The 22437-nt window shown below is 73.3% G+C and carries 15 protein-coding genes; 4 read left to right on the top strand and 11 right to left on the bottom strand.

The genetic code is table 11. The features are described from left to right. The first annotated feature begins 82 nt into the window (after window positions 1-82). Entirely contained in the window at window positions 83-1339 is a 1257-nt protein-coding gene (locus DDQ41_RS24545; RefSeq protein WP_109297927.1) for a citrate synthase, read from the top strand. A 681-nt stretch (window positions 1340-2020) separates the two neighbouring features. Here the strand turns inward: DDQ41_RS24545 and DDQ41_RS24540 are convergent. The 3 genes from DDQ41_RS24540 to DDQ41_RS24530 all read right to left on the bottom strand — a co-directional run bounded on the left by DDQ41_RS24540 (window position 2021) and on the right by DDQ41_RS24530 (window position 6476). After that, on the bottom strand, window positions 2021-3613 hold the full coding sequence (locus tag DDQ41_RS24540) for a solute symporter family protein (protein WP_109297926.1): 1593 nt from the start codon (window positions 3611-3613) through the stop codon (window positions 2021-2023). Next, window positions 3610-4167 (bottom strand): DUF485 domain-containing protein, encoded by a 558-nt coding sequence (locus DDQ41_RS24535; RefSeq protein WP_167450278.1) that lies wholly within the window; start codon window positions 4165-4167, stop codon window positions 3610-3612. The genes DDQ41_RS24540 and DDQ41_RS24535 overlap by 4 nt, the downstream gene beginning before the upstream one ends. 191 nt (window positions 4168-4358) lie before the next feature. Next, window positions 4359-6476: a DNA gyrase/topoisomerase IV subunit B gene (locus DDQ41_RS24530; RefSeq protein WP_109296415.1), complete on the bottom strand. Its 2118-nt coding sequence runs from the start codon at window positions 6474-6476 to the stop codon at window positions 4359-4361. 437 nt (window positions 6477-6913) lie between these two features. Here DDQ41_RS24530 and DDQ41_RS24525 point away from each other — a divergent pair, with 437 nt between their 5' ends. After that, window positions 6914-7144, top strand: a complete 231-nt coding sequence (locus DDQ41_RS24525; RefSeq protein WP_017949380.1) for a DUF7455 domain-containing protein — start codon at window positions 6914-6916, stop codon at window positions 7142-7144. A gap of 212 nt (window positions 7145-7356) precedes the next feature. On the opposite strand, the gene DDQ41_RS24520 is transcribed toward DDQ41_RS24525, so the two are convergent. From DDQ41_RS24520 to DDQ41_RS24495, 6 genes are all read right to left on the bottom strand, one after another. Beyond that, entirely contained in the window at window positions 7357-8190 is an 834-nt protein-coding gene (locus DDQ41_RS24520) for a S1 family serine peptidase (RefSeq protein ID WP_109296414.1), read from the bottom strand. 516 nt (window positions 8191-8706) lie between these two features. Further along, window positions 8707-10272: an RNA polymerase sigma factor gene (locus DDQ41_RS24515; RefSeq protein WP_262508554.1), complete on the bottom strand. Its 1566-nt coding sequence runs from the start codon at window positions 10270-10272 to the stop codon at window positions 8707-8709. Between the two features lie 339 nt (window positions 10273-10611). Beyond that, on the bottom strand, window positions 10612-11499 hold the full coding sequence (locus DDQ41_RS24510) for a FadR/GntR family transcriptional regulator (protein ID WP_109296413.1): 888 nt from the start codon (window positions 11497-11499) through the stop codon (window positions 10612-10614). A 159-nt stretch (window positions 11500-11658) separates the two neighbouring features. After that, window positions 11659-13989, bottom strand: a complete 2331-nt coding sequence (locus DDQ41_RS24505; RefSeq protein ID WP_109296412.1) for an ATP-binding cassette domain-containing protein — start codon at window positions 13987-13989, stop codon at window positions 11659-11661. 160 nt (window positions 13990-14149) lie between these two features. Continuing rightward, the gene (locus DDQ41_RS24500) at window positions 14150-14908 is read right to left on the bottom strand and encodes an NUDIX hydrolase (RefSeq protein WP_109296411.1); all 759 of its coding nucleotides are present in this window, start codon (window positions 14906-14908) and stop codon (window positions 14150-14152) included. 565 nt (window positions 14909-15473) lie between these two features. Next, window positions 15474-17192, bottom strand: a complete 1719-nt coding sequence (locus DDQ41_RS24495; protein WP_109296410.1) for a DUF4192 domain-containing protein — start codon at window positions 17190-17192, stop codon at window positions 15474-15476. A gap of 111 nt (window positions 17193-17303) precedes the next feature. Here DDQ41_RS24495 and DDQ41_RS24490 point away from each other — a divergent pair, with 111 nt between their 5' ends. Together DDQ41_RS24490 and DDQ41_RS24485 are read left to right on the top strand one after the other, a co-directional pair. Further along, a complete protein-coding gene (locus DDQ41_RS24490) occupies window positions 17304-19475 on the top strand; it encodes a RecQ family ATP-dependent DNA helicase (protein WP_109296409.1) in 2172 nt (723 codons plus the stop codon). Window positions 19476-19694: 219 nt separating this feature from the next. Beyond that, window positions 19695-20324 (top strand): hypothetical protein, encoded by a 630-nt coding sequence (locus DDQ41_RS24485; RefSeq protein ID WP_109296408.1) that lies wholly within the window; start codon window positions 19695-19697, stop codon window positions 20322-20324. Between the two features lie 319 nt (window positions 20325-20643). On the opposite strand, the gene DDQ41_RS24480 is transcribed toward DDQ41_RS24485, so the two are convergent. Then, window positions 20644-21261, bottom strand: coding sequence for a hypothetical protein (locus DDQ41_RS24480; RefSeq protein WP_109296407.1), 618 nt, complete (start codon window positions 21259-21261; stop codon window positions 20644-20646). Window positions 21262-21364: 103 nt separating this feature from the next. Further along, complete coding sequence (locus DDQ41_RS24475; RefSeq protein ID WP_109296406.1) at window positions 21365-22075, bottom strand: ribonuclease HII; 711 nt, start codon at window positions 22073-22075, stop codon at window positions 21365-21367. Window positions 22076-22437 lie beyond the last annotated feature (362 nt).

Genomic DNA, 22437 nt, shown 5'->3' with positions numbered 1-22437 from the left:
ATTGACTCGACTGTCCATGCTTGACTCAATCAGTGTCAATATTGATTGAGTCAATACATGCCTGACTGTGTACGGTGTCCTCATGACGGATCGGGACCAGGGCGCGGACGGAAGCCGGCTCACCACGCGCGAGGCCGCGGAACGCCTCGGGGTGAAACCCGAGACGGTGTACGCGTACGTCAGCCGCGGTCAGCTCGGCAGCCGCCGGGATCCGGGCGGGCGCGGAAGCACCTTCGACGCCAGGGAGGTGGACGAGCTGCTCAGCCGCGGCCGCCGGCAGGCCGGGGCCGGAGGCGAGGGCACACCCGTGGTCCGCACCGGCATCACGCTCATCGACAAGGACGGCTACTACTTCCGCGGGGTCGACGCGACCGAACTCGCCCGCCGGTACCACTACGAGGAGATCGCCGACTGGCTCTGGACCGGCACCCTGGAACAAGGCGTGCGGTTCACCGCCCCGCCGGGGCTCCTCGACGCGGCCCGCCGGGCGGTCGGGGCACTCCCCCCGCACAGCGGCCCGGTGGACCGGCTGCGGGTGGCCGCCATCGCCGCGGCCGCGGCCGACCCGCTCCGCTTCGACCTCGACCCCTCCGCGGTGACCGGTGTCGGGCGCACGCTCATCCCCACGCTGGTCGACGCCCTGCCGGTGGCCGCCGCCCTGCCGGTGGCCACCGCCCACCGCGGTGAGGACGGGCTCGCCCCGCGCCTCTGGTCGCGACTGACCGCGCGGCCGGCGGACGAAGCCCCGCTGCGCGCCCTCGACATGGCCCTCGCCCTGCTGATCGACCATGATCTCGCCGCCTCGACCCTGGCGGTACGGGTCGCGGCCTCGGCCCGCGCACACCCCTACGCCGTCGTCTCGGCCGGACTCGGCGCGCTGGACGGGCCTCTGCACGGAGCGGCCAGCGGGCTCGCCCACCGGATGCTCGCCGAGGTGCTGGAGCGCGGCAGCGCGGCCCCGGTCGTCGCCGACCATCTGCGGGCGGGGCGCCGGGTACCCGGGCTCGGCCACCGCCTCTACCCGGCACAGGACCCGCGTGCCGAGGCGCTGTTCGGCGCGCTGGCGGGGATCCCGGACGCCCGGCCCGCGCTGGAGGCCGCCCGGGAGGTCGAGGCGACCGCCGCCCGGCAGGAGGAGCTGCACTCCAACGTCGATCTGGCGCTCGCGGCGCTGTCGGTGTCGGCGGGCATGGCCCCCGAGGCCGGGGAGACGGTGTTCGCGGTGGCCCGCACGGCCGGCTGGATCGCCCACGCCCTGGAGGAGTACGAGGAAAGGCCGCTGCGCATGCGGCCGAGCGGCCGGTACAACGGGCCGCGGCCGCCCCGCCCCGCGCCATGACCGGCCGCCGGCCCGGGCCCTGCGACGGCGATCCGCTACCGGTCGGCGCCGGACCGCACTCCCGATGTCCGGGCCGCGCGCTCCGAGTCCGCGCCGCCGAGGCGAGCGGACGGGCGGGCCGAGCGGACGGGCATGGCGAGCGGACAGGCAGGGCGAGCGGACAGGCGAGGCGAGCACCGCTGACGACCGGTCCCTGCGCTCGGCCGGCAGCAGCCGACACCAGCCCACACCAACCCACAGCGGCCGGCACCACCGCACGGCCGGCCGGGATAGCGGAGACCCCGGGCATACCGCTGCGGGCCCGGGCGACCGCCTCCCGGCCGGTCCCCCAGCGCGTTCACGCCCTCGGTGAACCGGCGAACCGGCGAACGGCGAGCCGGCGCGTCATGCGCTGGGCAGCCACGGGGCAGACGCGAGGCAGCCACGGGGCAGAACGACCGGCGCACCCGGTTCGTCCGGTTCTCCCGCCGCATCGCCCCCGCGGTGATGCGGCGGGGGCGCGGAGTTCGCCGTCGTCCTGCCCGAGGCGCCGGCCGACCCGGGACCGGAAGGCTCCTGACGGCGGCGGATGCGGTGGGAGGGCTGACGGGCCCGAGGCACTGCCGAGGTCCCTCGTCCGCGGCGACGGCGGGGACCGTGCCGTCACGGGGGCGGCGGCCGGGGGGGCCGCCCCCCGGCTCATCAGACGGCGCCCGCTCCCGTCAGCGCCCGGACCTCCGTCTCCGCGTGCCTGGCCTCGTTCGGTTCCTCCGCGGATGTGGCGGTGCCGAGCCAGCCCGCGAGGAAGCCGAGCGGAATGGAGACGAGGCCGGGGTTCTGCAGCGGGAAGCACTGGAAGTCCAGGTGGGGGAACAGCGCCCCGGGGCTGCCCGACACCACGGGTGAGAGGAGCACGAGCAGCACCGCCGGAACGAGGCCGCCGTACACCGACCACACGGCGCCCCGGGTGGTGAAGTCGCGCCAGAACAGCGAGTAGAGCAGCACCGGGAGGTTCGCCGACGCGGCGACGGCGAAGGCGAGGCCCACCAGGAACGCCACGTTGAGGTCGCGGGCGAGCAGGCCGAGCGCGATGGCGGCCGCGCCGATGACCGCGGCGGCGACGCGTGCGACCGCGACCTCGCTGTACCCCCTGCTGTGACGCCTCTTCAGCGACGCGTACAGGTCGTGGGCGACGGACGCCGACGACGCCAGGGTGATGCCGGCCACGACGGCGAGGATCGTCGCGAACGCGACCGCCGCGACGACGGCGAACAGCACCGTGCCCCCGGTGGAACCCGCCCCACCGCCGAGGTCGAGGGCGAGCAGCGGGACCGCCGTGTTTCCCGCGGCGTTCGACGAGCGCACCGCGTCGCTGCCGAGGATGGCGGCCGCGCCGAACCCGAGCACGATCGTCATCAGGTAGAAGCTGCCGATGAGCCCGATGGACCAGACGACCGAGCGGCGGGCCGCCCGGGCCGTGGGAACGGTGTAGAAGCGGGACAGGATGTGCGGCAGCCCGGCGGTACCGAGCACCAGGGCGAGGCCGAGGCTGATGAAGTCGAGACGCGCGGTCCAGTCCGTGCCGTAGCGCAGCCCCGGCGACAGGAAGTCCTTGCCGTGTCCGCTCTGGGCGGCGGCGGAGTCGAGCATTCCGTTGACATCGCCGTGGAAGCGGGCCAGGACGAGCACGGTGAGGGCGGTGGCGCCGGCCATCAGCAGTACGGCCTTGACGATCTGGATCCAGGTGGTGGCCCTCATCCCTCCCATCGACACGTAGACCACCATCAGCGCGCCGACGCCGACGACGGTCCACGAGCGCGCGGAGTCGCTCGTCCCTCCGAGGAGCAGGGCGACCAGGCTGCCGGCACCCACCATCTGCGCGACGAGGTAGAGGACGGAAACGGTGACCGAGGAGGTTCCCGACGCGATGCGGACCGGACGCTCGCTCATCCGGCTGGCGACGACGTCGGCGAGCGTGAAGCGACCGCAGTTGCGGACCAGTTCGGCCACCAGGAACAGCACGACCAGCCAGGCGACGAGAAAGCCCACGGAGTAGAGCATGCCGTCGTAGCCGTACAGTGCGATCAGGCCGGAGATGCCGAGGAACGAGGCCGCCGACATGTAGTCGCCCGCGATCGCGAAGCCGTTCTCCATCGGGGAGAACAGCCGCCCGCCGGCGTAGAACTCCTCGGCCGAGCCGCGCCGGTTGCGACTCACCCAGGTGGTGATGGCCAGGGTCACCGCGATGAACGCGCTGAACAGCACGAGGGCCAGCAGCTGGTGATCGCCCGTCACCGCCCCTCCTCCCACGTGCCGGAGTGCCGGGGGCCCGGGAAGCCGGGGGGAGCCGCCCACGAGCCCTCCTCACCCGGTTCCGGTTCCGTGTCGCGTGTGCGGTCGAAGACCGCCCAGCGGAGATCGAGTGCGGCACGGTCCCTGCGCAGCCGGGCGTGCCTGGCGTACGCCCAGGTCAGCAGGAAGGTGCTGAGGAACTGACCGAGCCCGGCCACCATCGCCACGTTGACGGCGCCGATCACCTGCCGGGCCATCAGCGCGGGTGCCGCGGTGGCCGTGATCACATACGCCACGTACCAGATGAAGAAGGCAGTGGTCGCCGGTACGACGAACCGCCGATAGCGGCTGCGGACCTCCTGAAAGGCCGCGCTGCGGTGCACCTCCAGGTAGATGTCGCTCGTCCGGGGTCCGGGCCCGCCCGCCACCGCGGCCGGCGTCGCCAGGGGAACGGAGTCGTCCGCGCCGCCCGGCTCGCCCCAGCCGGCGGCCAGCGCGTCGTACCACGGGTCGTTGATGCGGACCGCGCCGTCGTCCCGGTCTTGCTGCTTCTCCACGCTCAGTTCTCCTTGTCAGCGAACCGTTGCGGCCGCGTGCCCAAGGATGGACAGAACGGGGGGATCCCGGACTCCTCTCTCAAGCTCTTCACTCCATCAGGTGACGGAGGCTCACACTCCGCCCGCGGTCGCGGAGGACCCGGCCGGACCTGGTCGGCCCGGGGACCGAGACGCCCGGGTCCGCCCTCGCGTCAGGCGTCGATACGCGAACGGTCCAGGGTCGCCGCGGAGCTGGTGATGAACTCCTTGCGCGGTGCGACCTCGTTCCCCATCAGCAGGTCGAAGATCTGCTCCGCCGCCTCCAGATCCCCGATGTTGATCCGGCGCAGCGTGCGGTGGCGCGGGTCCATCGTGGTCTCCGCGAGCTGGTCGGCGTCCATCTCGCCGAGGCCCTTGTAGCGCTGGATCGAGTCCTTGAAGCGGACGCCCTTGCGCTGGAACTCCAGCAGCGTGGAGCGGAGTTCGTTGTCCGAGTACGTGTACACGTACTTGTCCTGGCCCTTCCTGGGCTGGACCAGTTCGATCCGGTGCAGCGGCGGCACGGCCGCGAAGACCCGGCCGGCCTCGACCATCGGCCGCATGTAGCGCTGGAAGAGTGTGAGCAGCAGGCAGCGGATGTGCGCGCCGTCCACATCGGCGTCCACCAGCAGAACGATCTTGCCGTAGCGGGCCGCGTCGATGTCGAAGGTGCGTCCCGAGCCCGCCCCTATGACCTGGATGATCGAGCCGCACTCGGCGTTCTTGAGCATGTCGGAGACCGACGACTTCTGCACGTTGAGGATCTTGCCCCGGATCGGCAGCAGCGCCTGGAACTCCGAGTTGCGGGCGAGTTTGGCCGTGCCGAGCGCGGAGTCGCCCTCGACGATGAAGAGTTCACTGCGCTCGACGTCGTCGCTGCGGCAGTCCGCGAGCTTGGCCGGCAGCGAGGACGACTCCAGGGCCGTCTTGCGCCGTTGCGCCTCCTTGTGCTGGCGGGCGGCGATCCGGGTGCGCGCGGCGGCGACCGCTTTCTCCAGGACGGCCCGTGCCTGCGCCTTGGCGTCCCGCTTGGTCGAGGTCAGGAACGCCTTGAGCTCCTTGGCGACCACGTTGGCGACGATGCGGTTGGCCGCGGAGGTGCCGAGGACCTCCTTGGTCTGCCCCTCGAACTGGGGCTCGGCGAGCCGGACGGTGACCACGGCGGTCAGCCCCTCGAGGGCGTCGTCCTTGACGATGTCGTCCTCGGCGACGCGCAGCAGCTTCGCGGAGCGGAGCACCTCGTTGACCGTCTTGGTGACGGAGCGCTCGAAGCCGGTGACGTGGGTGCCGCCCTTGGGGGTGGCGATGATGTTCACGAACGACCTGACCGCCGTGTCGTAACCGGTGCCCCAGCGGAGCGCGATGTCGACGCCGAGTTCCCGGGTGACCTCGGTGGGCGTCATATGGCCGCGTTCGTCGAGGACGGGGACGGTCTCCTTGAACGTACCGTGGCCGCTCAGCCGCAGGACGTCGCAGACCGCCTTGTCCTGGGCGAGGAACTCGCAGAACTCGCTGATCCCGCCGTCGAAACGGAAGATCTCCTGCGACTTGCCCTCGCCCTCGAGATCGCGCTCGTCGCGGACCACGATGGTGAGGCCGGGCACGAGGAACGCCGTCTGGCGGGCGCGCTGGTGGAGCGTCTCCAACTGGAGCCGGGCGTCCTTGAGGAAGATCTGGCGGTCCGCCCAGTAGCGGACCCGGGTGCCGGTGCGGGTCCTGGGCACTCGCCTGCCCTTGATCAGACCGCCGGCCGGGTCGAAAGGCGCGTCCGGGCCGGACTCGGTGAAGATGCCGGGAACACCCCTGCGGAAGCTGATCGAGTGGGTCGCGCCGCCCCGGTCGACCTCGACGTCGAGGCGGGCGGAGAGCGCGTTGACGACGGAGGCTCCCACACCGTGCAGACCGCCGGAGGCCGCGTACGAGCCGCCGCCGAACTTTCCGCCGGCGTGCAGCTTGGTCATGACGACCTCGACACCGGACAGCCCCGTCTTGGGCTCCACGTCGACGGGGATGCCGCGGCCGTTGTCGCGGACCTCGACGGAGCCGTCGTCGTGGAGGATGACCTCGATGTGGTCGCAGTGGCCCCCGAGGGCCTCGTCCACCGAGTTGTCGATGATCTCCCACAGGCAGTGCATCAGGCCCCGGCTGTCCGTGGAGCCGATGTACATGCCCGGCCGCTTGCGCACCGCCTCGAGCCCCTCGAGGACGAGCAGGTGCCGCGCGGTGTAGTTGGAACCGTCACGGTCTGCGGTCAGCAGCGCACTGGACGGCACGGACGTCTCGGCGGTCACGCGGTTCGCTCCTCGCTGAATTCGGATGGTGGCCGTGTGGGGGAAGCGGCCGGCGTCGGTCGACCGTCAGAGGGTACCGAGGCCTGGTAGAGCCGATGTCACGCCACCCTCGTGATTCAACATGCTAGTCCAGAGTCGCATACGCGTTCGATACCTCGATGGAGTGACGTGCACATCACGTTCCCTTCCAGGCATGAACCATTTAGGCTCCGGGCACGTCCTCATGAACAACCGGCAACCCAGTCGGCGAGGACCCGAGGCCCAGAGAAACCAAGCGAAACCGTAGAGCCAAGCAATACGGCACATTCGCCGCCAACCGGCAGCAGACAGCCACCTTGACGAAGAAGTTTCAGGGGAAAGGCACGAGCGGGAACGTTTTCGGCCTGGTTGGATGTTGACCCTGGTACGACAGCTCGTCGAGCTAGAGAAGAGGCGACGTGACTACTGTTCTGACCCCCGCGAGCCCGCTGACGGCCGCTGACCGCTGCGACCGCTGCGGCGCCCAGGCGTACCTGCGCGTCGTCCTGACAAGCGGCGGTGAGCTGCTCTTCTGTGCCCACCACGGGCGCAAGTTCGAGCCGGAACTCAAGAAGATCGCCGCTGAGATACAGGATGAGACGGACCGCCTGACGGCCGTACCGGCCAGCGCCGGAGACGACGAGCGCTGATCTCTCATCACACGACGAGCCATGGGCCGGCCCAGGACCGGAACGGGCGGCCGCCCCCTCCGAGGGGGCGGCCGCCCGTTCCGGTCGCCCCGCCGCCCGGTGGCACGGTGCGCACGCACGGTGACACCAGACAGGACCCGAGCCCGGCCAGCGGAGTCCGGTTCGCCGGACGTGCGGGCCCGGCGCCGGCCGGAGGCGCCCCGGCGGTCGGCTCAGCGCCGACCGGCCACCGTGGGCAGCACCTCGCCGACCCGGGTGTAGACGCCCGGAGAGTCCGCCCGGCCGCAGCCGCTGCCCCAGGAGACGATCCCGATCAGCCGGCCCCGCGCCACCAGCGGGCCGCCGCTGTCGCCCTGGCAGGCGTCGTGACCGCCCCTGGCGTCACCGGCGCACATCATGGTCGCCGGCTGGTAGCGGCTCCCCGTCACGCTTCCGGGATACGCCCGCGCACACACCGAGTCCGGCTGCACCTGCACCCGCGCGGCGTGCAGCGTACTGGCGTAGGTCCCGATCCCCGTCGTGTCGCCCCAGCCGTAGACCGTCGCCGGGGTACCCGGCCGATAGGCCTCGTCACCCCGGCGGGCCGTCGCGATGGCGTGGCGCGCTGGCAGCGCGGCTCCCAGCGTGAGCACGGCCAGATCCGCGGAACTGGTCGCGGGGTCGTACCCGGGCGCGAGCCGGACCCGTCGCACCGGGATCTCCCGGCCACCGGACCCGCGAAGGTCCTCACGCCCCGCGATCACCCGGAGGTCCCGCACCTCGCTCACCGTCGCCCCCAGCACCTCTCGGCTGAGGCAGTGGGCCGCGGTGAGCACCTGGGTGGGGGCCACCACCACGCCACCGCAGAACTGACCGGCCCTGGTACCCCCGAACCGGTCACGGCTGGACAGGGCGACGACCCAGGGGATCTCCGAGGAGCGCACCGCCGCGCCTCCGATGATCACGCTGTCGGCCGCCGCCGGAGCCTGGGCGGCCAGCGGCGTCAGAGCCACCGCGGAGGCCAGGGCCAAAGCCGCCGGCAGGGGTCGGATGATGGGACGTCGCATGCGCTCTCCTGACTCTCCGGGGCTCTCCGTACACTCAGCGTCAGACAGCGGGGCACGGTTCGCACCCCGCGAGAGCGGTGTGCCGGCGCCCTCCGGCGGATCGGCTGCCGAGGGGCCGGGCACGTGCGACGGCCGGGGCGGCGAGAACGACACGGTCCCGGAGGCCGGTTCACCCACGGCGTCCGGGACGCGGACGGGCAGCGGGCCCGGCACACCGTCGTTGCGGGTGTGCCGGGCCCGCTGCCGGACGACTGCGGCTCCGGTCTTCGGCCCCGCTCGGCCGGGACGGGCTGCGAGGGTCCCTCCCGGCCCGCGACGCCCGGCACACGCACTTCCCAGCAGCCCCGCGGGCACGGGAGCGGCCCGGGCGCCGCGTTGTGGGATTCTCCGAGCACGTCCACTGTGAGGACGGCCCGCCGGCCCTGCGGGCGCACGCACCGGACGCCGCCGACCCCGCCCTGCGGGCGGACGGGGCCACTCCCGCGACACCCCGGCCCCGAGCCGGGACGCGGCTGCCTAGTCCAGGTAGTCGCGCAGGACCTGGGACCGGGACGGGTGGCGGAGCTTGGACATGGTCTTGGACTCGATCTGGCGGATTCGCTCGCGGGTCACGCCGTAGACCTTGCCGATCTCGTCGAGCGTCTTGGGCTGACCGTCGGTGAGACCGAAGCGCATGGAGACCACGCCCGCCTCGCGCTCGGAGAGCGTGTCGAGCACCGAGTGCAGCTGCTCCTGGAGGAGCGTGAAGCTGACGGCGTCCGCCGGGACGACGGCCTCGGAGTCCTCGATCAGGTCACCGAACTCGCTGTCGCCGTCCTCACCCAGCGGGGTGTGCAGCGAGATCGGCTCGCGACCGTACTTCTGGACCTCGATGACCTTCTCCGGGGTCATGTCGAGTTCCTTGGCCAGCTCCTCCGGGGTGGGCTCGCGGCCCAGGTCCTGGAGCATCTGGCGCTGCACACGCGCGAGCTTGTTGATGACCTCGACCATGTGCACCGGGATGCGGATGGTGCGGGCCTGGTCGGCCATGGCGCGGGTGATCGCCTGACGGATCCACCAGGTGGCGTACGTGGAGAACTTGTAGCCCTTGGTGTAGTCGAACTTCTCCACGGCGCGGATCAGACCGAGGTTGCCCTCCTGGATCAGGTCCAGGAAGAGCATGCCGCGGCCGGTGTAGCGCTTGGCGAGCGACACGACCAGGCGGAGGTTGGCCTCCAGCAGGTGGTTCTTGGCGCGGCGGCCGTCCTCGGCGATGATCTCCAGCTCGCGCTTGAGCTTCGGGGCGAGCTTGTCGGAGTTGGCCAGCTTGTCCTCGGCGAAGAGGCCCGCCTCGATGCGCTTGGCCAGTTCCACCTCCTGCTCCGCGTTGAGCAGGGGAACCTTGCCGATCTGCTTCAGGTAGTCCTTCACCGGGTCGGCGGTGGCCCCGGCCGCCGCGACCTGCTGGGCCGGAGCGTCGTCCTCGTCCTCGTCGGACAGCACGAAGCCGGCGCTCTCGGCACTCTCCGGCTCGTCACCGCCGGTCTTGCCGGCCTGCGGCTCCTCGAGCGCCTCCTCGCCCTCGAGCAGTTCTTCCGCGTCCTTCTTGGCCGCCGTCGTCTTCTTGGCCGCGGTCTTCTTCGCGGCGGTCTTCTTCGCGGGCGCCGCCTTCTTGGCCGCGGTCTTCTTCGCGGCGGTCTTCTTCGCGGGCGCGGCGGTCTCCGCGGCCGCCGAAGGGGCCTCGTCGGCGGCGGTGGCCGCAGCGGCGGAGGCGGCGGTCCCGGCCGCTGCCGTCCTGCCCGCGACGGTCTTGGTGGCGGTGCGCTTTGCCGGGCTCTTAGCTGCGACGCTCTTGCGGGTGCGCTTGGGCGACTCCGCGGCACTGACCATCAGCGTCACACCCTCTTCCTCGAGGATCTGGTTGAGGCTGCGCAGAACATTCTTCCACTGGGTTGGCGGAATCTGGTCAGCCTCGAAGGCCCGACGCACGTCGTCGCCGGCGATCTGCCCATCAGCCTTTCCCCGCTCGATGAGCGCCATGACAGACTCGGACTCGGCGATCTCCGGCGGGAGCGTACGGGATGTGCTGGCCGACACGAACAACCTCTCGGAACGATGGAAACGGCTTCCGGCCCCGCCCGTGATCGGGCCGGAGCCGACGACCGCCGGCTGGGAATGTACCGACGGCGCGGGCTGGACCTCGGAGAGTGAACAGCGCCGCGACCGGCGCCCGTATTCCCTCCTCGGCTGTCACCTCTTAGGTCATCGCGCTGCCTCGAGGAGTGTTACGCCCATTGCGCGTGGCCCGAGTCACACCCCATTCGCGACCAAACGGCCAAACGGGGTGGCCGCTCGGTGTCCGGGCCCACGATCGTGTCGCCGGACCCCGGGGTCCGGCGACACACGAGGGTGCGCCTCGAACACCTCGGCCGCGGCCGCGGGTCAGTGCTCGCGCGGAGCCGGGACCACCCGCTCCACCTCGGGGTGGGTGGTGAGAAGTTGCCGCATGGCGGACTCGGCGCCGTTCGCGTCGCCGGCGGCGAGGGCGTCCACGATGCGGGCGTGGTGCGCCAGGGAGGCCTCGGAAGGGCGGTCGCAGCCCGCGGCAGGCCCCCCGGACACCTGGAGGGCGGCGGCCACGATGCCCGACAGGTGCTCCAGCATGCGGTTGCCCGCGACCTGGATCAGGAGCGAGTGGAACTCGGCGTCGGCGCGACCGAAGGTGATCCCGTCGCCCTGTGTGAGCGAGTGGCTCATGATCTCCACCATGTCGGTGAGGCGCTGCTGGACGTCCTCCCGGCCGTGCCCGGCCGCCAGCCGGGCGGCGAGCGGCTCGATCGTCCAGCGGAGTTCGGTCAGCTCGCGCCGCTGGTCGTCGCGCTGGGGCCCGAAGGCACGCCACTCGATGATGTCGGGGTCCAGCAGGTTCCAGTCGCTGACCGGACGGACCCTGGTGCCCACGTTCGGGCGGGCGCTGACGAGTCCCTTGGCCTCGAGGACCCGCAAGGACTCGCGGACGACGGTGCGGGACACCTCGAAGCGCTGGCCGATCTCCTCCGGCACGAGCGGACGGTCGGCCCCGAGGTCCCCGGAGACGATCATCTGGCCCAGCTGCTGGACGAGTTGACCGTGGAGCCCGCGGCCCCGGCTGCCCGCGGCACGGCGGCCGGCCCGGCCCAACTCGCTTTCCGCGGTGTCCCAGGCCGGGGGGCCGACCCGGTCGACGCCGGGCACCTCCGGGTAGGGGTATCGGTCGAGATCGCCCGGGCCGGCGAGGCCGGGCTCGACGGGGCGGGCGGCGGTCATCATGGTGTGCGCAAGGGTACTCACGCATCTTTTGTCGGCGTGCCTTCAGCAGCCCTTGAGGTCTTTGGTGAAAAGCACACGAAAGGGTGATCGGCGCCCGCCCCGCAATTGACGCCTTATCGGGAAGAAACGGTCATTCTTCGGGGAGTTACGGGCAGCCCATCGCACTGTGATCGCATTCGGTCACCAACGTGCCTTGCCGCGAAGTCCGATGAGCAGGTACGAGCAGAGCAGAATAGAGAACGACAACGCCATTGCCGTTCCCACGGGTTGCACGAACGCTCGCAGCGCGGCGAGCAACCAGCGGTCCGCCTCGTGCGGCCAGCCCAGCCGGGTCAGCTCCCGCAGACGGCCCGGAAATCCCGCGAGCGAGCGCCCGGACGGACCGGCGAGCACCTGCTGCACGAGGGGAACGACCACCACGGGCACGGCCGGCACCGCGACCACCCCCGCGGCCGTGCGGCGGAACGTGCCCGCGGCGAGCAGGCCCGACCAGGCGCTCCCGACCAGGAGTACGGCCCAACTCAGGCAGAGAGGCTGCCAGTTCCGCGGAACCGCCACGGGGTCGGATCCGTGGAGGAGCCACAGCGCCTGGGCGTCGAGCACGACGACGGCGCCGCCGATGACGAGGGCGGCCGCGCCCGTCACCGCCAGCTTGGCGAGGAGCAGGCCGAGTCGCCGGGGGACGGTTCCGCGGACGGCCGCCAGTGCGGGATAGCGGAACTCCTCCCCGAACGAGAGGGCCCCGAGCACACCGGCCCCCAGGGCGGCCGGAGGCAGCGGCAACGGGTCGGGCCAGGCGGCGAGGAGGCCCGGCAGCGGGGTGCGGCCGGCGTGGGCGAGCAGGGCGGAGAGGGCGGCCGAGGACAGGAGAACCGCCGCGACGACCAGATACGTCGTGCGGACCCCGAGGAGGCGGCGCAGTTCGTACCGCAGCGGCTGGAGCGGCTGCGCCGGAGGCCGCCCGGTTCGGGCTGCCCCTCGGCGGGGGCGGAGGGAGGGCTGCGAGTGCGGGGCGACCCGGCCGCCGCGCAGGACTCCCCGGCCGCTCCGGAGGGGTTCGGTGCGCGGAGCGGCGCCGGGGCGGGGGTCCTCGGGACAGGGGCCCTCGGAACTCGCGCCGCCGGGGACGTCCGGGCCGGGCACTGCCGAGGTCCGGTCCCCGCGAGGGGCGGCTTCGGGGCCGAGGACCCCGACGGGGAGGGTGCGGGCGCGGGTGCCTGGACCACGACCGGGGTCGCGGGGTTCAGGGCCGTCGGAGGCAGGGCGGGGACCCGGGCAGGGGCCGAGGGGTTCGGAGCGGGGTGGCGGGGCGACCCGGTCCGCGCCGGTGACCGGGCCGGTGGCCCGCTCCGGGCCGGTGACCGGGCGGCGCACGACGGGCGCACGAGATGCCTCCCGGCGAGGAGCGGCGGGGTGGCGGCCGGGGTCCTGCGGCCCCGCGGGTCGGGGCTCCGGGCCGGCCGCAGCCGCGAAGAGGGTGCCGCCGTCCGGGGGCGCCGGCCGGGCGGCATCCCGCGCGATGGCCCGAGGGGCGGCACAACCGGCCGGATCGGGTGCGGAGCCGGGGCCGGCCGGCCCCGCGAGGGCGGTGCCGCCCGCGGCCTCGCCCAGGTGCCCGGGTACGGAAGGCGGGCGGGGTCCGGCGTCACCGATCTCCTCGGCGAGTCGGTGGACGGGAACGCCGTACCGAAAGGCGGCGTCCCCGATCTCCGCACAGCTGCTTCCGTAGACGGAGAGCCGGTTCCGGCCCTCGGTGACGACTTCGACGGAGGGACGCCCGGCCCGCGACTCACGGCTCAGTGCCGCGGCGAGCCTTCCGGCGTGCGGTGTGCGGACCGCGACGCGCGGCCGGAGCCGGGTGCGGGCGAAATCGGCGGCGTCCTGGTCGGCGGCGAGCCGGCCGTTGTCGATCGTGACCACGCGATCCGCGGTCCCGGCCGCCTCCTTGGGGTCCGCGGTCGTGTAGAGGACGGTGCCTCCGTGCTCGGCATGGGCGCGCAGCAGACCGAACAGCCAGCTGTGCTCGCGCGGCGAGAGTCCCCGGGAAGGGGCGTCGAGCAGCAGCGTGTGCGGGTCGCCCAACAGCGCGGAGGCCAGTCCCAGTCTGCGGTCCGTGCCGAGCGAGAGGGAGCCGAGTCGCGCGTCCCGCAGTGCGGCGATGTCCACGAGGTCGAGCATGTCGTCCGCGCGCGACACCGGCACTCCGGCGGCCGCGCAGAGCATGCGGAGCTGCCCCCGTGCGGTGCGGGTGGGATGCCCCGGGACGTCACCCAGCAGCACGCCCACCTCCCGGGCGGGGCACGCCATGGCGTGCAGGGGGCGTCCGCGGAAGTACGCGACGCCGCGGCCGGCCTCGAGCCCGAGCATCAGACGCAGGGCGGTGCTCTTGCCCGAACCCCCGGCCCCGAGAAGGGCGGTGACGTTGCCGGGCGTCGCCTCGAAGGTCAGATCGTCGACGGCAGGCGCGAGGCGCCGGCGGGAGGCGCTGGTGAGTCCGATGACCTGGAGCATCGCTTCCTTTGCGGAGGTGAGACCGCTCGGCCGCAGTGCGGGTACGCGGCAGGTGTGGATACCGCAGCACGATAACGCTACATTTCGGACTTTCTATGCAGCCCGGGAGTGCCGGGTGTCAGGCACCGCCACGGCCTCCGCAGCTCCGCCGCCGCGGGCGTCAGACCTCGGGGCGGAGCATCGGCGGATTGAGCAGGGTCGCGCCGCCGGCCCTGAAGAGCTGGGCCGGGCGCCCGCCCTGACGGGTCGTGGTACCGCCCGTGGGCACCAGGAAACCGGGGGTGCCGGTCACCTTGCGATGGAAGTTGCGCGGATCCAGGGCGACTCCCCACACCGCCTCGTACACCCGCCGCAGCTCGCCCACGGTGAACTCCGGCGGACAGAAGGCCGTGGCCAGCGACGAGTACTCGATCTTGGAGCGGGCCCGTTCCACACCGTCGGCCAGGATCCGCGTGTGGTCGAAGGCGAGCTGGCCGGACTGGTCATCGTCACGGCCGATCCCCTCCTCGCTCAGCAGCAGACCGACGGGCGCCCAGCGGGCCTGGTTCGCGTCACCGCCGGCCCGCGGCGCCGGAAGGTCCGGGGCGAGTGCCAGGTGCGCCACGCTCACCACGCGCATGCGCGGGTCACGCTTCGGGTCGCCGTAGGTCGCGAGCTGTTCGAGATGGGCGCCGTTGCCCGGCGCGGGCGAGTGGGGGTCGTGCACGCAGAGCCCCGTCTCCTCGACGAGTTCACGCGCCGCCGCGGCCGTGAGGTCCTCGTCCGCCCTGACGAATCCTCCGGGCAGCGCCCAGCGGCCCTGGTACGGCTGCTCACCGCGTCGTACGACCAGAGCGCACAGCGCGTCGCGCCGCACGGTGAGCACGACCAGGTCGACGGTGACGGCGAAGGGCGGGAAGGCCGACGGGTCGTAGGGCATGTCGCGATCATAGTCGTCTCACTGACGATAAACACTCCTTTCCGGGCGGGAACGGGGACTTCCGCGCCCACCGTATCGACGTCCCGCCCCGCGACGGGCCCGGTGCGGCGCAGCCCTGGTGGCTCGCGCTCGCCCTGCCCGCTCCCGTCCGGAGACCGGGTCCGCCGGTGCGGGCGCGGCACCCGTCCGCTCGCCCCTCCGCGGCAGGAACGGAACTCGCGGCGGGACCGCGGCCAGGCGGGGCCGGAGGCCGGGGCCTCACCGTGCGGATCACGTGCCCGGGCCGCCGCCTGGCGGGGGACGGAGGCGCGGACCGGGCAGCGGCGAAGCACGGGCCGGGGCAGCGGCGCGAGGTGGAGCCCTGGACGCGAGATGGAGCCGGGGACGCGGGTCATGAGCCGAGACCGCGAGCTGGGCGGGCCCCGGCCGGAACCGTGCCGTACCGGACGAGGCCGGAGTGCGACCAGGCGGCTCCCGGTGGGCGGTCGCTGCGGAGCGGCTCCGACTGCCCGGTTTCACGGCGTCACCGCTCAGCCGGACAGGCACCCGCCGGGAGGGCGGCCGATCACCCTCCGCCGCCCGCTCCCCTTCCCGTGCCGCTTCCCGTGCCGTGATCACCGGAGCGGCCTGCCGGGTGTGTCCGGTCGAGTGCGGCGGCATCGCCGTCGGCGTGCGGGGCGGCGCGCCTCCTGGCGGCAGTGGTGCCGCCCGAAGCGGCGGAGCCCGCTGCCGTGTCCTGCTTCCGGACTGCCGGACGAGCCCGCGGCCCCGGGTGCGCGGGAGCAGGGCGCACCCCGGGACGGCGCCCCTGCTCGGTGCGTTGGCACGGAGGTCGCACCGGGCCGGGAATCCGCGACACGCCGTCACCCTCCGTGTCCGGTGTCACGGCCCGGGAGGCGGAGGAGCCATGGTCCGCTCCGGAAGAGTCCGCTCCGGGAAGGTCCGCTCCGGCGGGGCCCGCTGCCGGCGCCGCAGCGGAGGGTGAACCCGCGGTGGCCGACTCTGGAACGGGCCGCTCCGCGACCGATCCGGGAGTAGTGGGCACGCTGCCCGTGAACCCGGCGGCAGCCGACCCCGGCCCCGCGGAACCGGCCGGGAAAGCCTCGGCGGACGGGACGGGCGCGGGCGTCCCCGCCCGCTGCGGCTCCGGCGCCGCTGCCTGTGTACGCAGGCAGCGGCGCAGGTCCTCGGGATCAAGCCCGTCGTTGCAGGCCTGGTGCAGCAGGCGGGCGAAGACGTAATCCGGATCGACGCGCAGGGCGAGGCTGAGGGCGACTCGCGCACTCGGCTCGTCGCCCGTGGACCAGGACACCCACCCGGCCAGCGAGAGCGGAGCGGCGGCATGCTCCACATAGGGGCCGACGCAACGGCGGGCGAGCGCACGCCACAGCCTGAGCGCACGGTGCGCCTCCGGGCCCTCCATCCACGCGGCGGCCCGGTCCCGGGTGTCGCGGTCCTGGAGTCCGAGGATCACCGCGGCGGCCTCGGCGTGGGAGATCAGCCTGTCGTCGCGCGCGTCCGCCGAGGACCGGTCCATGTCCAGCGTCGCCCTCTCCCCCAGGCGCTTCATCAGCCGGCGGGCGAGTCTGAGGGTCTCGGACGCGACCTGCTCCCTGCTCCCTCCGTCCAGGATCCTCGGCAGCAGGGCCGCTCCGGCGGAGTCCAGGGCCCGCTCCTGGTCGGCCATGGGCGGGGTCCCGAGCGGCTCCAGGCGGGACTCCATCTCCCGCAGTGAGCCCCGCACCCGGATGCCCGCGTAGGCCGCGGCGGCGGCCATCACCGAGGTGCCCGGAAGCGCCGTCGCCGTCCCCTCCGCCGGACAGCAGCGGGCATCCGGGCAGCAGTAGCTCCAGTAGCGGCCGCCGGAGATGCACAGCGCCTCCGGGACAGGGACGTCGAGCGCGCCGCAGGAGGTCCGGAGCCACTGGGCGAGCGGGCGCAGGCGCTCCATCACGGCCCTCCCGGACTCCCCTTCCTCGGGGTCCCGGCACAGGAAGACGACGATGCCGTCGGGCCGGGCGCCGCGGCGCTCGCTGCCCTCGACGAGGCACTCGGCGAGGTGCCGGGCGACGGGCAGCCACTCGCGGGGCGACTGGGGGATGCCCACGCGGAGCCGCCCTCCGAAGCGGCCCCGCCTGCCGTGCAGCGCGACGAGCACGATCGAGTCGGTCGGGTGGAAGCCCAGCATGTACGGCAGGGCGTCGGCGAGTTCGGCGGGCCCGCGCAGGACGACCTGCTGCTGGTCGTCGACGGTCGGCCCGTTGGATTCGTGGTGCTTGTTCATGGCTCGACGTTCCCGCGGACCACCGTGGGACCGCGACCCCTGTGGATAACGTTTTCCACAGGGCGGCAGGCCCGTTCGCGCATTGTCCGCGCCATCGGGTTGCATGGGGGCATGACCAACGCAGATCGCGCACAGCTCAGGGCGTCGGCCGACGCAGTACTCGCACGTCTCGTCGGGGACACCACCGGCGCCGCGGCGCTCCGCGAGGACCAGTGGCGGGCGATCGAGGCGCTCGTGGCGGAGAAGCGCCGGGCGCTGGTCGTGCAGCGGACCGGTTGGGGGAAGTCCGCCGTGTACTTCGTCGCCACCTCCCTGCTCCGTGAGCGGGGCAGCGGCCCGACGGTGATCGTCTCGCCGCTGCTCGCGCTCATGCGGAACCAGGTGGAGGCAGCCGCGCGGGCGGGCATCCGGGCGAGGACGATCAACTCGTCGAACACGGAGGAGTGGGAGTCGGTCCGGGACGAGGTGGCGGCGGGCGAGGTCGACGTGCTGCTGGTCAGCCCCGAGCGGCTGAACAACCCGGACTTCCGCGACCAGGTGCTGCCGAAGCTCGCGGCGGCGACCGGTCTGCTCGTGGTCGACGAGGCGCACTGCATCTCCGACTGGGGCCATGACTTCCGGCCCGACTACCGGCGGCTGCGCACGATGCTCGCCGATCTGGCGCCCGGTGTCCCGGTGCTGGCCACGACCGCGACCGCCAACGCCCGAGTGACCGCCGACGTCGCCGAGCAGTTGGGCACTGGTGCGGGCACCGACGCGCTGGTGCTGCGCGGGCCGCTCGACCGGGAGAGCCTGAGCCTCGGCGTGCTCCAGCTCCCCGACGCCGCCCACCGGCTGGCCTGGCTCGCCGGCCACCTCGGTGAGCTGCCCGGCTCGGGGATCATCTACACGCTCACCGTCGCCGCCGCGGAGGAGGTGACGGCGTATCTGCGGCACTGCGGGCACACGGTGGCGTCGTACACGGGCCGCACGGAGAACGCGGAGCGGCAGCAGGCGGAGGACGACCTGCTGGCGAACCGGGTGAAGGCCCTGGTCGCCACCTCCGCGCTCGGGATGGGGTTCGACAAGCCCGACCTCGGCTTCGTCGTGCACCTCGGATCGCCCTCCTCGCCCATCGCCTACTACCAGCAGGTGGGCCGGGCCGGGCGCGGTGTGGAGCACGCCGAGGTACTCCTGCTGCCGGGCAAGGAGGACGAGGCCATCTGGCGGTACTTCGCCTCGGTCGCCTTCCCGTCCGAGGACCTCGTGCGGCGCACTCTCGACGTCTTGGCGCACGCCGAGCGGCCCCTGTCGCTCCCTGCGCTGGAGCCGCTCGTCGAGCTGCGGCGCACACGGCTGGAGACCATGCTCAAGGTCCTCGACGTGGACGGAGCCGTGCACCGGGTCAAGGGCGGCTGGACGGCGACGGGCCGGCCGTGGGTGTACGACTCACAGCGCTACGCGTGGGTGGCGCGTCAACGTGAGAGCGAGCAGCAGGCGATGCGCGACTACGCCTCGGCCGTGGGCTGCCGGATGGAGTTTCTGCGCCGGCAGCTCGACGACGAGGACGCTGCCCCATGCGGGCGCTGCGACAACTGCGCGGGGCCCCGCTTCGGCGCCTCGGTGTCCGCTGCGGCACTGGACGCCGCGCGTGGCGAACTCGGGCGCCCGGGTGTGGAGGTGGAGGCCCGCAGGATGTGGCCCACGGGCCTTCCGGCGGTCGGCGTGGACCTGAAGGGCCGTATCCCCGCGGGCGAGCAGGCCTTCACCGGCCGGGCGCTGGGCCGGCTTTCCGACATCGGCTGGGGCAACCGCCTGCGGCCGATGTTCGCCGCGCAGTCCCCGGACGGCCCGGTGCCCGCCGATGTGGCCGGCGCCGTCGTCAGTGTGCTGGCCGACTGGGCCAAGGGCCCCGGTGGTTGGTCCTCGGGCGCCCCCGACGCTCCGGCCCGGCCCGTCGGGGTCGTGGCCATCGCCTCGCGCACCAGGCCTCAACTCGTGGGATCGCTCGGCACCCGCATCGCGGAGGTCGGGCGGATGCCCTTCCTCGGCACCATCGAGTACGCGGCGGGTTCGGAGGACCGGCACATCTCGCGCACGAACAGCGCGCAGCGGGTGCGCGGGCTGCACGAGGCCTTCGTCGTGCCACCCGATCTGGCGCGGACGGTGGCGGAAGCCGGCGGCCCGGTACTGCTCGTGGACGATCTTTCGGACAGCGGCTGGACCCTCGCCGTGGCGTCACGACTGCTGCGGCAGGCGGGAGCTGAGGGGGTGTTTCCACTGGTCCTGGCAGTTCAGGCGTAAGGGCTGCGGGACGGGGTGCGTCGACGGGCAGGGAAATGAGCACCATTTCCGCACATTCCAGTCAGCGGTCTCAATTGCTCGTTGCCGCCCGCCCCCGGGCCCGCAAGAATTGGAACCACCGCCCTCCGCCCGGTCCCGTCGCGGTCCGCAAGGGCTATGCCGCGGTGCGCCCTCACCCGACCCTGCCCGCACTGTGGGCGCGTATGCGAAGGGAGGACCGTGACCTTCGGATTCGCCTCGTCCGCAGCCACTTCGTTCAAAGGATCGGCCGGCTCCGCCAGTCGCCTCGCCAGACTGCTGGAACCCGCGGAGTGGGCGGAAGCGCAGATACCTCTCCTTCGCAACCCGCGCGAGGTGGTCAGCGGACTGCATGTCCGCCACGAGCCCGCGCCCTCGACGGCCGTGGTCGCCGTACTCGACACCGAGGAGCGGCTCGTCGCCAGCGCCTCGTTCGCCCGGCGGCCCGTCCCCGCCGACGGGTGGGAGTTCCGCAACACCCTGCTGGCCCAGCTGCGGCGGGTCATCCCCCACGATCTGCGCCGCCGTTCACCGGTGCGCACCGCCGTGCTGCTCTACTGCCGTGAGGGCGACGAGCGTTGGACGGAGGAGGACGGGGCCTGGATGTGGGGCCTGCGTGACGCGTGCACCTTGCACGGGCTGCGCTGCGGCGCGTACATCACGCTGACGCGCGGCGGGTGGCAGGTGCTCGGGGAAGGGCGCGGCGGCCGCCGGCCCAGCTCCGGGTCGCGGCCGAGCGGTTTCGCGGACCTGGTGTCCGGCCCGGGGACGGCGCCCTTGCGCACGGCGAGCGGCGCCGCCGAAGCGATGCGCCGTACGGCGGCCCGCTAGACGCGGGGGCGGGCTCCGGAACGCCGTTCCCAGCCTCGGGAGTCCGCGCCGGGTGACGCCGCCGGACCGTCCGCACCGCCCGGCGGGCGCCGAGCAGAACGGCACTCGCCGTCGTTGTGCGGGCAAGGCTCCGCGGGCGAGGACGCGGGCGCCCGTGCCGGACCGGTACCAGGTGCTCCGGTGGCGCGCCGCACCGCTGTGGGACCGGCCCTGAGCCGGCGCCCGCACCGCACCGCACCGGACACCGTGTCAGGGCAGAGCACGGCGTTGGACGCGCGCCGCGCCGCGCCCGGTCCGGCTGCACGCGCCGGCGGTCCGCTCAGGCACTCGCGCCGAGCGCCGCGTTGATCCGCTTCGGGTCACCGCACAAGATCAGCAGCGCTCGCGCGTGCCCCAGTGCGACGGGCAGCACCCGGGGGGTGTCGTCGCCCCCGTCGCCGTTCACGGCGACGACGACCACGGGCCGGGGCGAGGCACGGCCCACCGAGGCGGCGTCCGCGTAGAAGACGTCGTCGGCGGCATCGTGTTGGGCCCAGTAGGCGCTCTCACCGAAGGACAGCTCGTGGGCCGCCCAGGGGTGCTGCTCGCCCGTGGTCAGCACGAGGATCTCGCCCGGGGCACGCCCCGAGTCGAGCAGCAGGTCGACGGCCTCACCGGCGGCGTCGAGCGCCCCCTCGGCGGAGGCGGGGATGAGCTGGATCTGCGGCGCGGAACGATTCTGCTTCCGGGGCGACGCCGGAGCGGCGGAGCCGTGCGCGCGCTGCGCGGGCGGAGCGGGCCTGGCCGGACCGGGGCCGGGGCGCCCGGGGCGGGGAGCGGCCACGCTGCGCGGACCGGGTACGGGACGGGGGGTCGGCGCGGTACGGCCGGTGGCCGAGGCAGCGCGGGGACCCTGGGCACTCTCGTGAATCTGAGGCTCCTCGGGGATGAGAGGCATGGGTGGATTTTTATCAAACGCCGGTGCGACGGGCATCGGCGGGTGGCACACAAGTGCGACCGGTGGTCGGGCCGGTCGGCACAGTACTCCTGGTACGGCCGGTTCAGAAGTCGAAGCCGAGTTGGCCCCCGCTTTCCAGTGCGGCCGCCTCCGCGGGAATCCGGGCCTTCTTCAGATGCCGCCAGCGCGGCATCGCGTCGAGGTAGGCCCAGGAAAGCCGGTGGAAGGAGGTGGGACCGAGGTCGTGCAGCGCCGCCTTGTGCACCGGTGACGGGTAGCCGGCGTTCTCGGCGAACGCGTACGGCTCGACCGCCGCCGACTCCAGTCCGAGCCGGGCCATCAGCTCGTCCCGCCGCACCTTGGCGATCACCGAGGCCGCGGCGACGGCGACGCACGACCGGTCGCCCTTGACGACCGTCCGGACCCGCCACGGCGCGCCCAGGTAGTCATGCCTGCCGTCCAGGATCACCGCGTCGGGACGGACCGGAAGCCCCTCCAGGGCCCGGGACGCCGCCAGGCGCAGGGCCGCCGTCATGCCCAGGTCGTCGATCTCCTCCGGGGAGGCGTGCCCGAGCGCGTGGCAGGTGACCCAGCGCTCCAGTTCCGCCGCCAGGAGGGCACGGCGCCTGGGTGTGATCAGCTTGGAGTCGGTCAGCCCCTGGGGCGGCCGGCGCAGACCCGTGACGGCCGCGCACACCGTGACCGGACCGGCCCAGGCCCCTCGCCCGACCTCGTCGACACCGGCGACGATCTTGGCACCGGTGGTGGCGCGGAGGGAGCGCTCGGCGGCGTGCGTGGGTGGTTCGTACGGCATGGCGCCAGACAGGTTACGCCGCCCGGCCCGGTCGCGACACCCCCGGCTCCCCGTCTCCCGGACGAGCCCGCCGCCGAGCGTCGCCCGGGCGGGTTCGCGGCACCATGGCCGGCGCGGCCGCACCGGCGAATCCCGCACCCCGCCCTTCGCTTCCGCACACTCCGGGCCGGTAGGCCGCCATCCCCTGCGCCACGGCGAAATCCGCATGGCGCAGGGGATCCGCATATCCGGGCAGTGGCCGCACCACGGCGCACAAACTGCCGGGAGCGGCCAACCGGCGGCCTCGACGGCACCGCCGCCGCCCCGGCTCCCGGGAGCGCCGTGCGGCTGTTGTGTCGCATTCGCGAAGGAATGCCCGAAGG

This window comes from Streptomyces spongiicola (assembly GCF_003122365.1).
GTDB classification, from domain to species: domain Bacteria; phylum Actinomycetota; class Actinomycetes; order Streptomycetales; family Streptomycetaceae; genus Streptomyces; species Streptomyces spongiicola.
Note: the sequence above shows the minus strand (reverse complement) of the source record. Positions and strands in the feature narration are given on the sequence as shown.

Excerpts from the sequence above, each read along its gene's own strand:
- DDQ41_RS24545 (WP_109297927.1), top strand. The coding sequence starts at position 83 with ATGACGGATCGGGACCAGGGCGCGGACGGAAGCCGGCTCACCACGCGC.
- DDQ41_RS24520 (WP_109296414.1), bottom strand. The coding sequence starts at position 8,190 with ATGCGACGTCCCATCATCCGACCCCTGCCGGCGGCTTTGGCCCTGGCC.
- DDQ41_RS24505 (WP_109296412.1), bottom strand. The coding sequence starts at position 13,989 with ATGCTCCAGGTCATCGGACTCACCAGCGCCTCCCGCCGGCGCCTCGCG.
- DDQ41_RS24500 (WP_109296411.1), bottom strand. The coding sequence starts at position 14,908 with ATGCCCTACGACCCGTCGGCCTTCCCGCCCTTCGCCGTCACCGTCGAC.
- DDQ41_RS24495 (WP_109296410.1), bottom strand. The coding sequence starts at position 17,192 with ATGAACAAGCACCACGAATCCAACGGGCCGACCGTCGACGACCAGCAG.
- DDQ41_RS24490 (WP_109296409.1), top strand. The coding sequence starts at position 17,304 with ATGACCAACGCAGATCGCGCACAGCTCAGGGCGTCGGCCGACGCAGTA.
- DDQ41_RS24480 (WP_109296407.1), bottom strand. The coding sequence starts at position 21,261 with ATGCCTCTCATCCCCGAGGAGCCTCAGATTCACGAGAGTGCCCAGGGT.
- DDQ41_RS24475 (WP_109296406.1), bottom strand. The coding sequence starts at position 22,075 with ATGCCGTACGAACCACCCACGCACGCCGCCGAGCGCTCCCTCCGCGCC.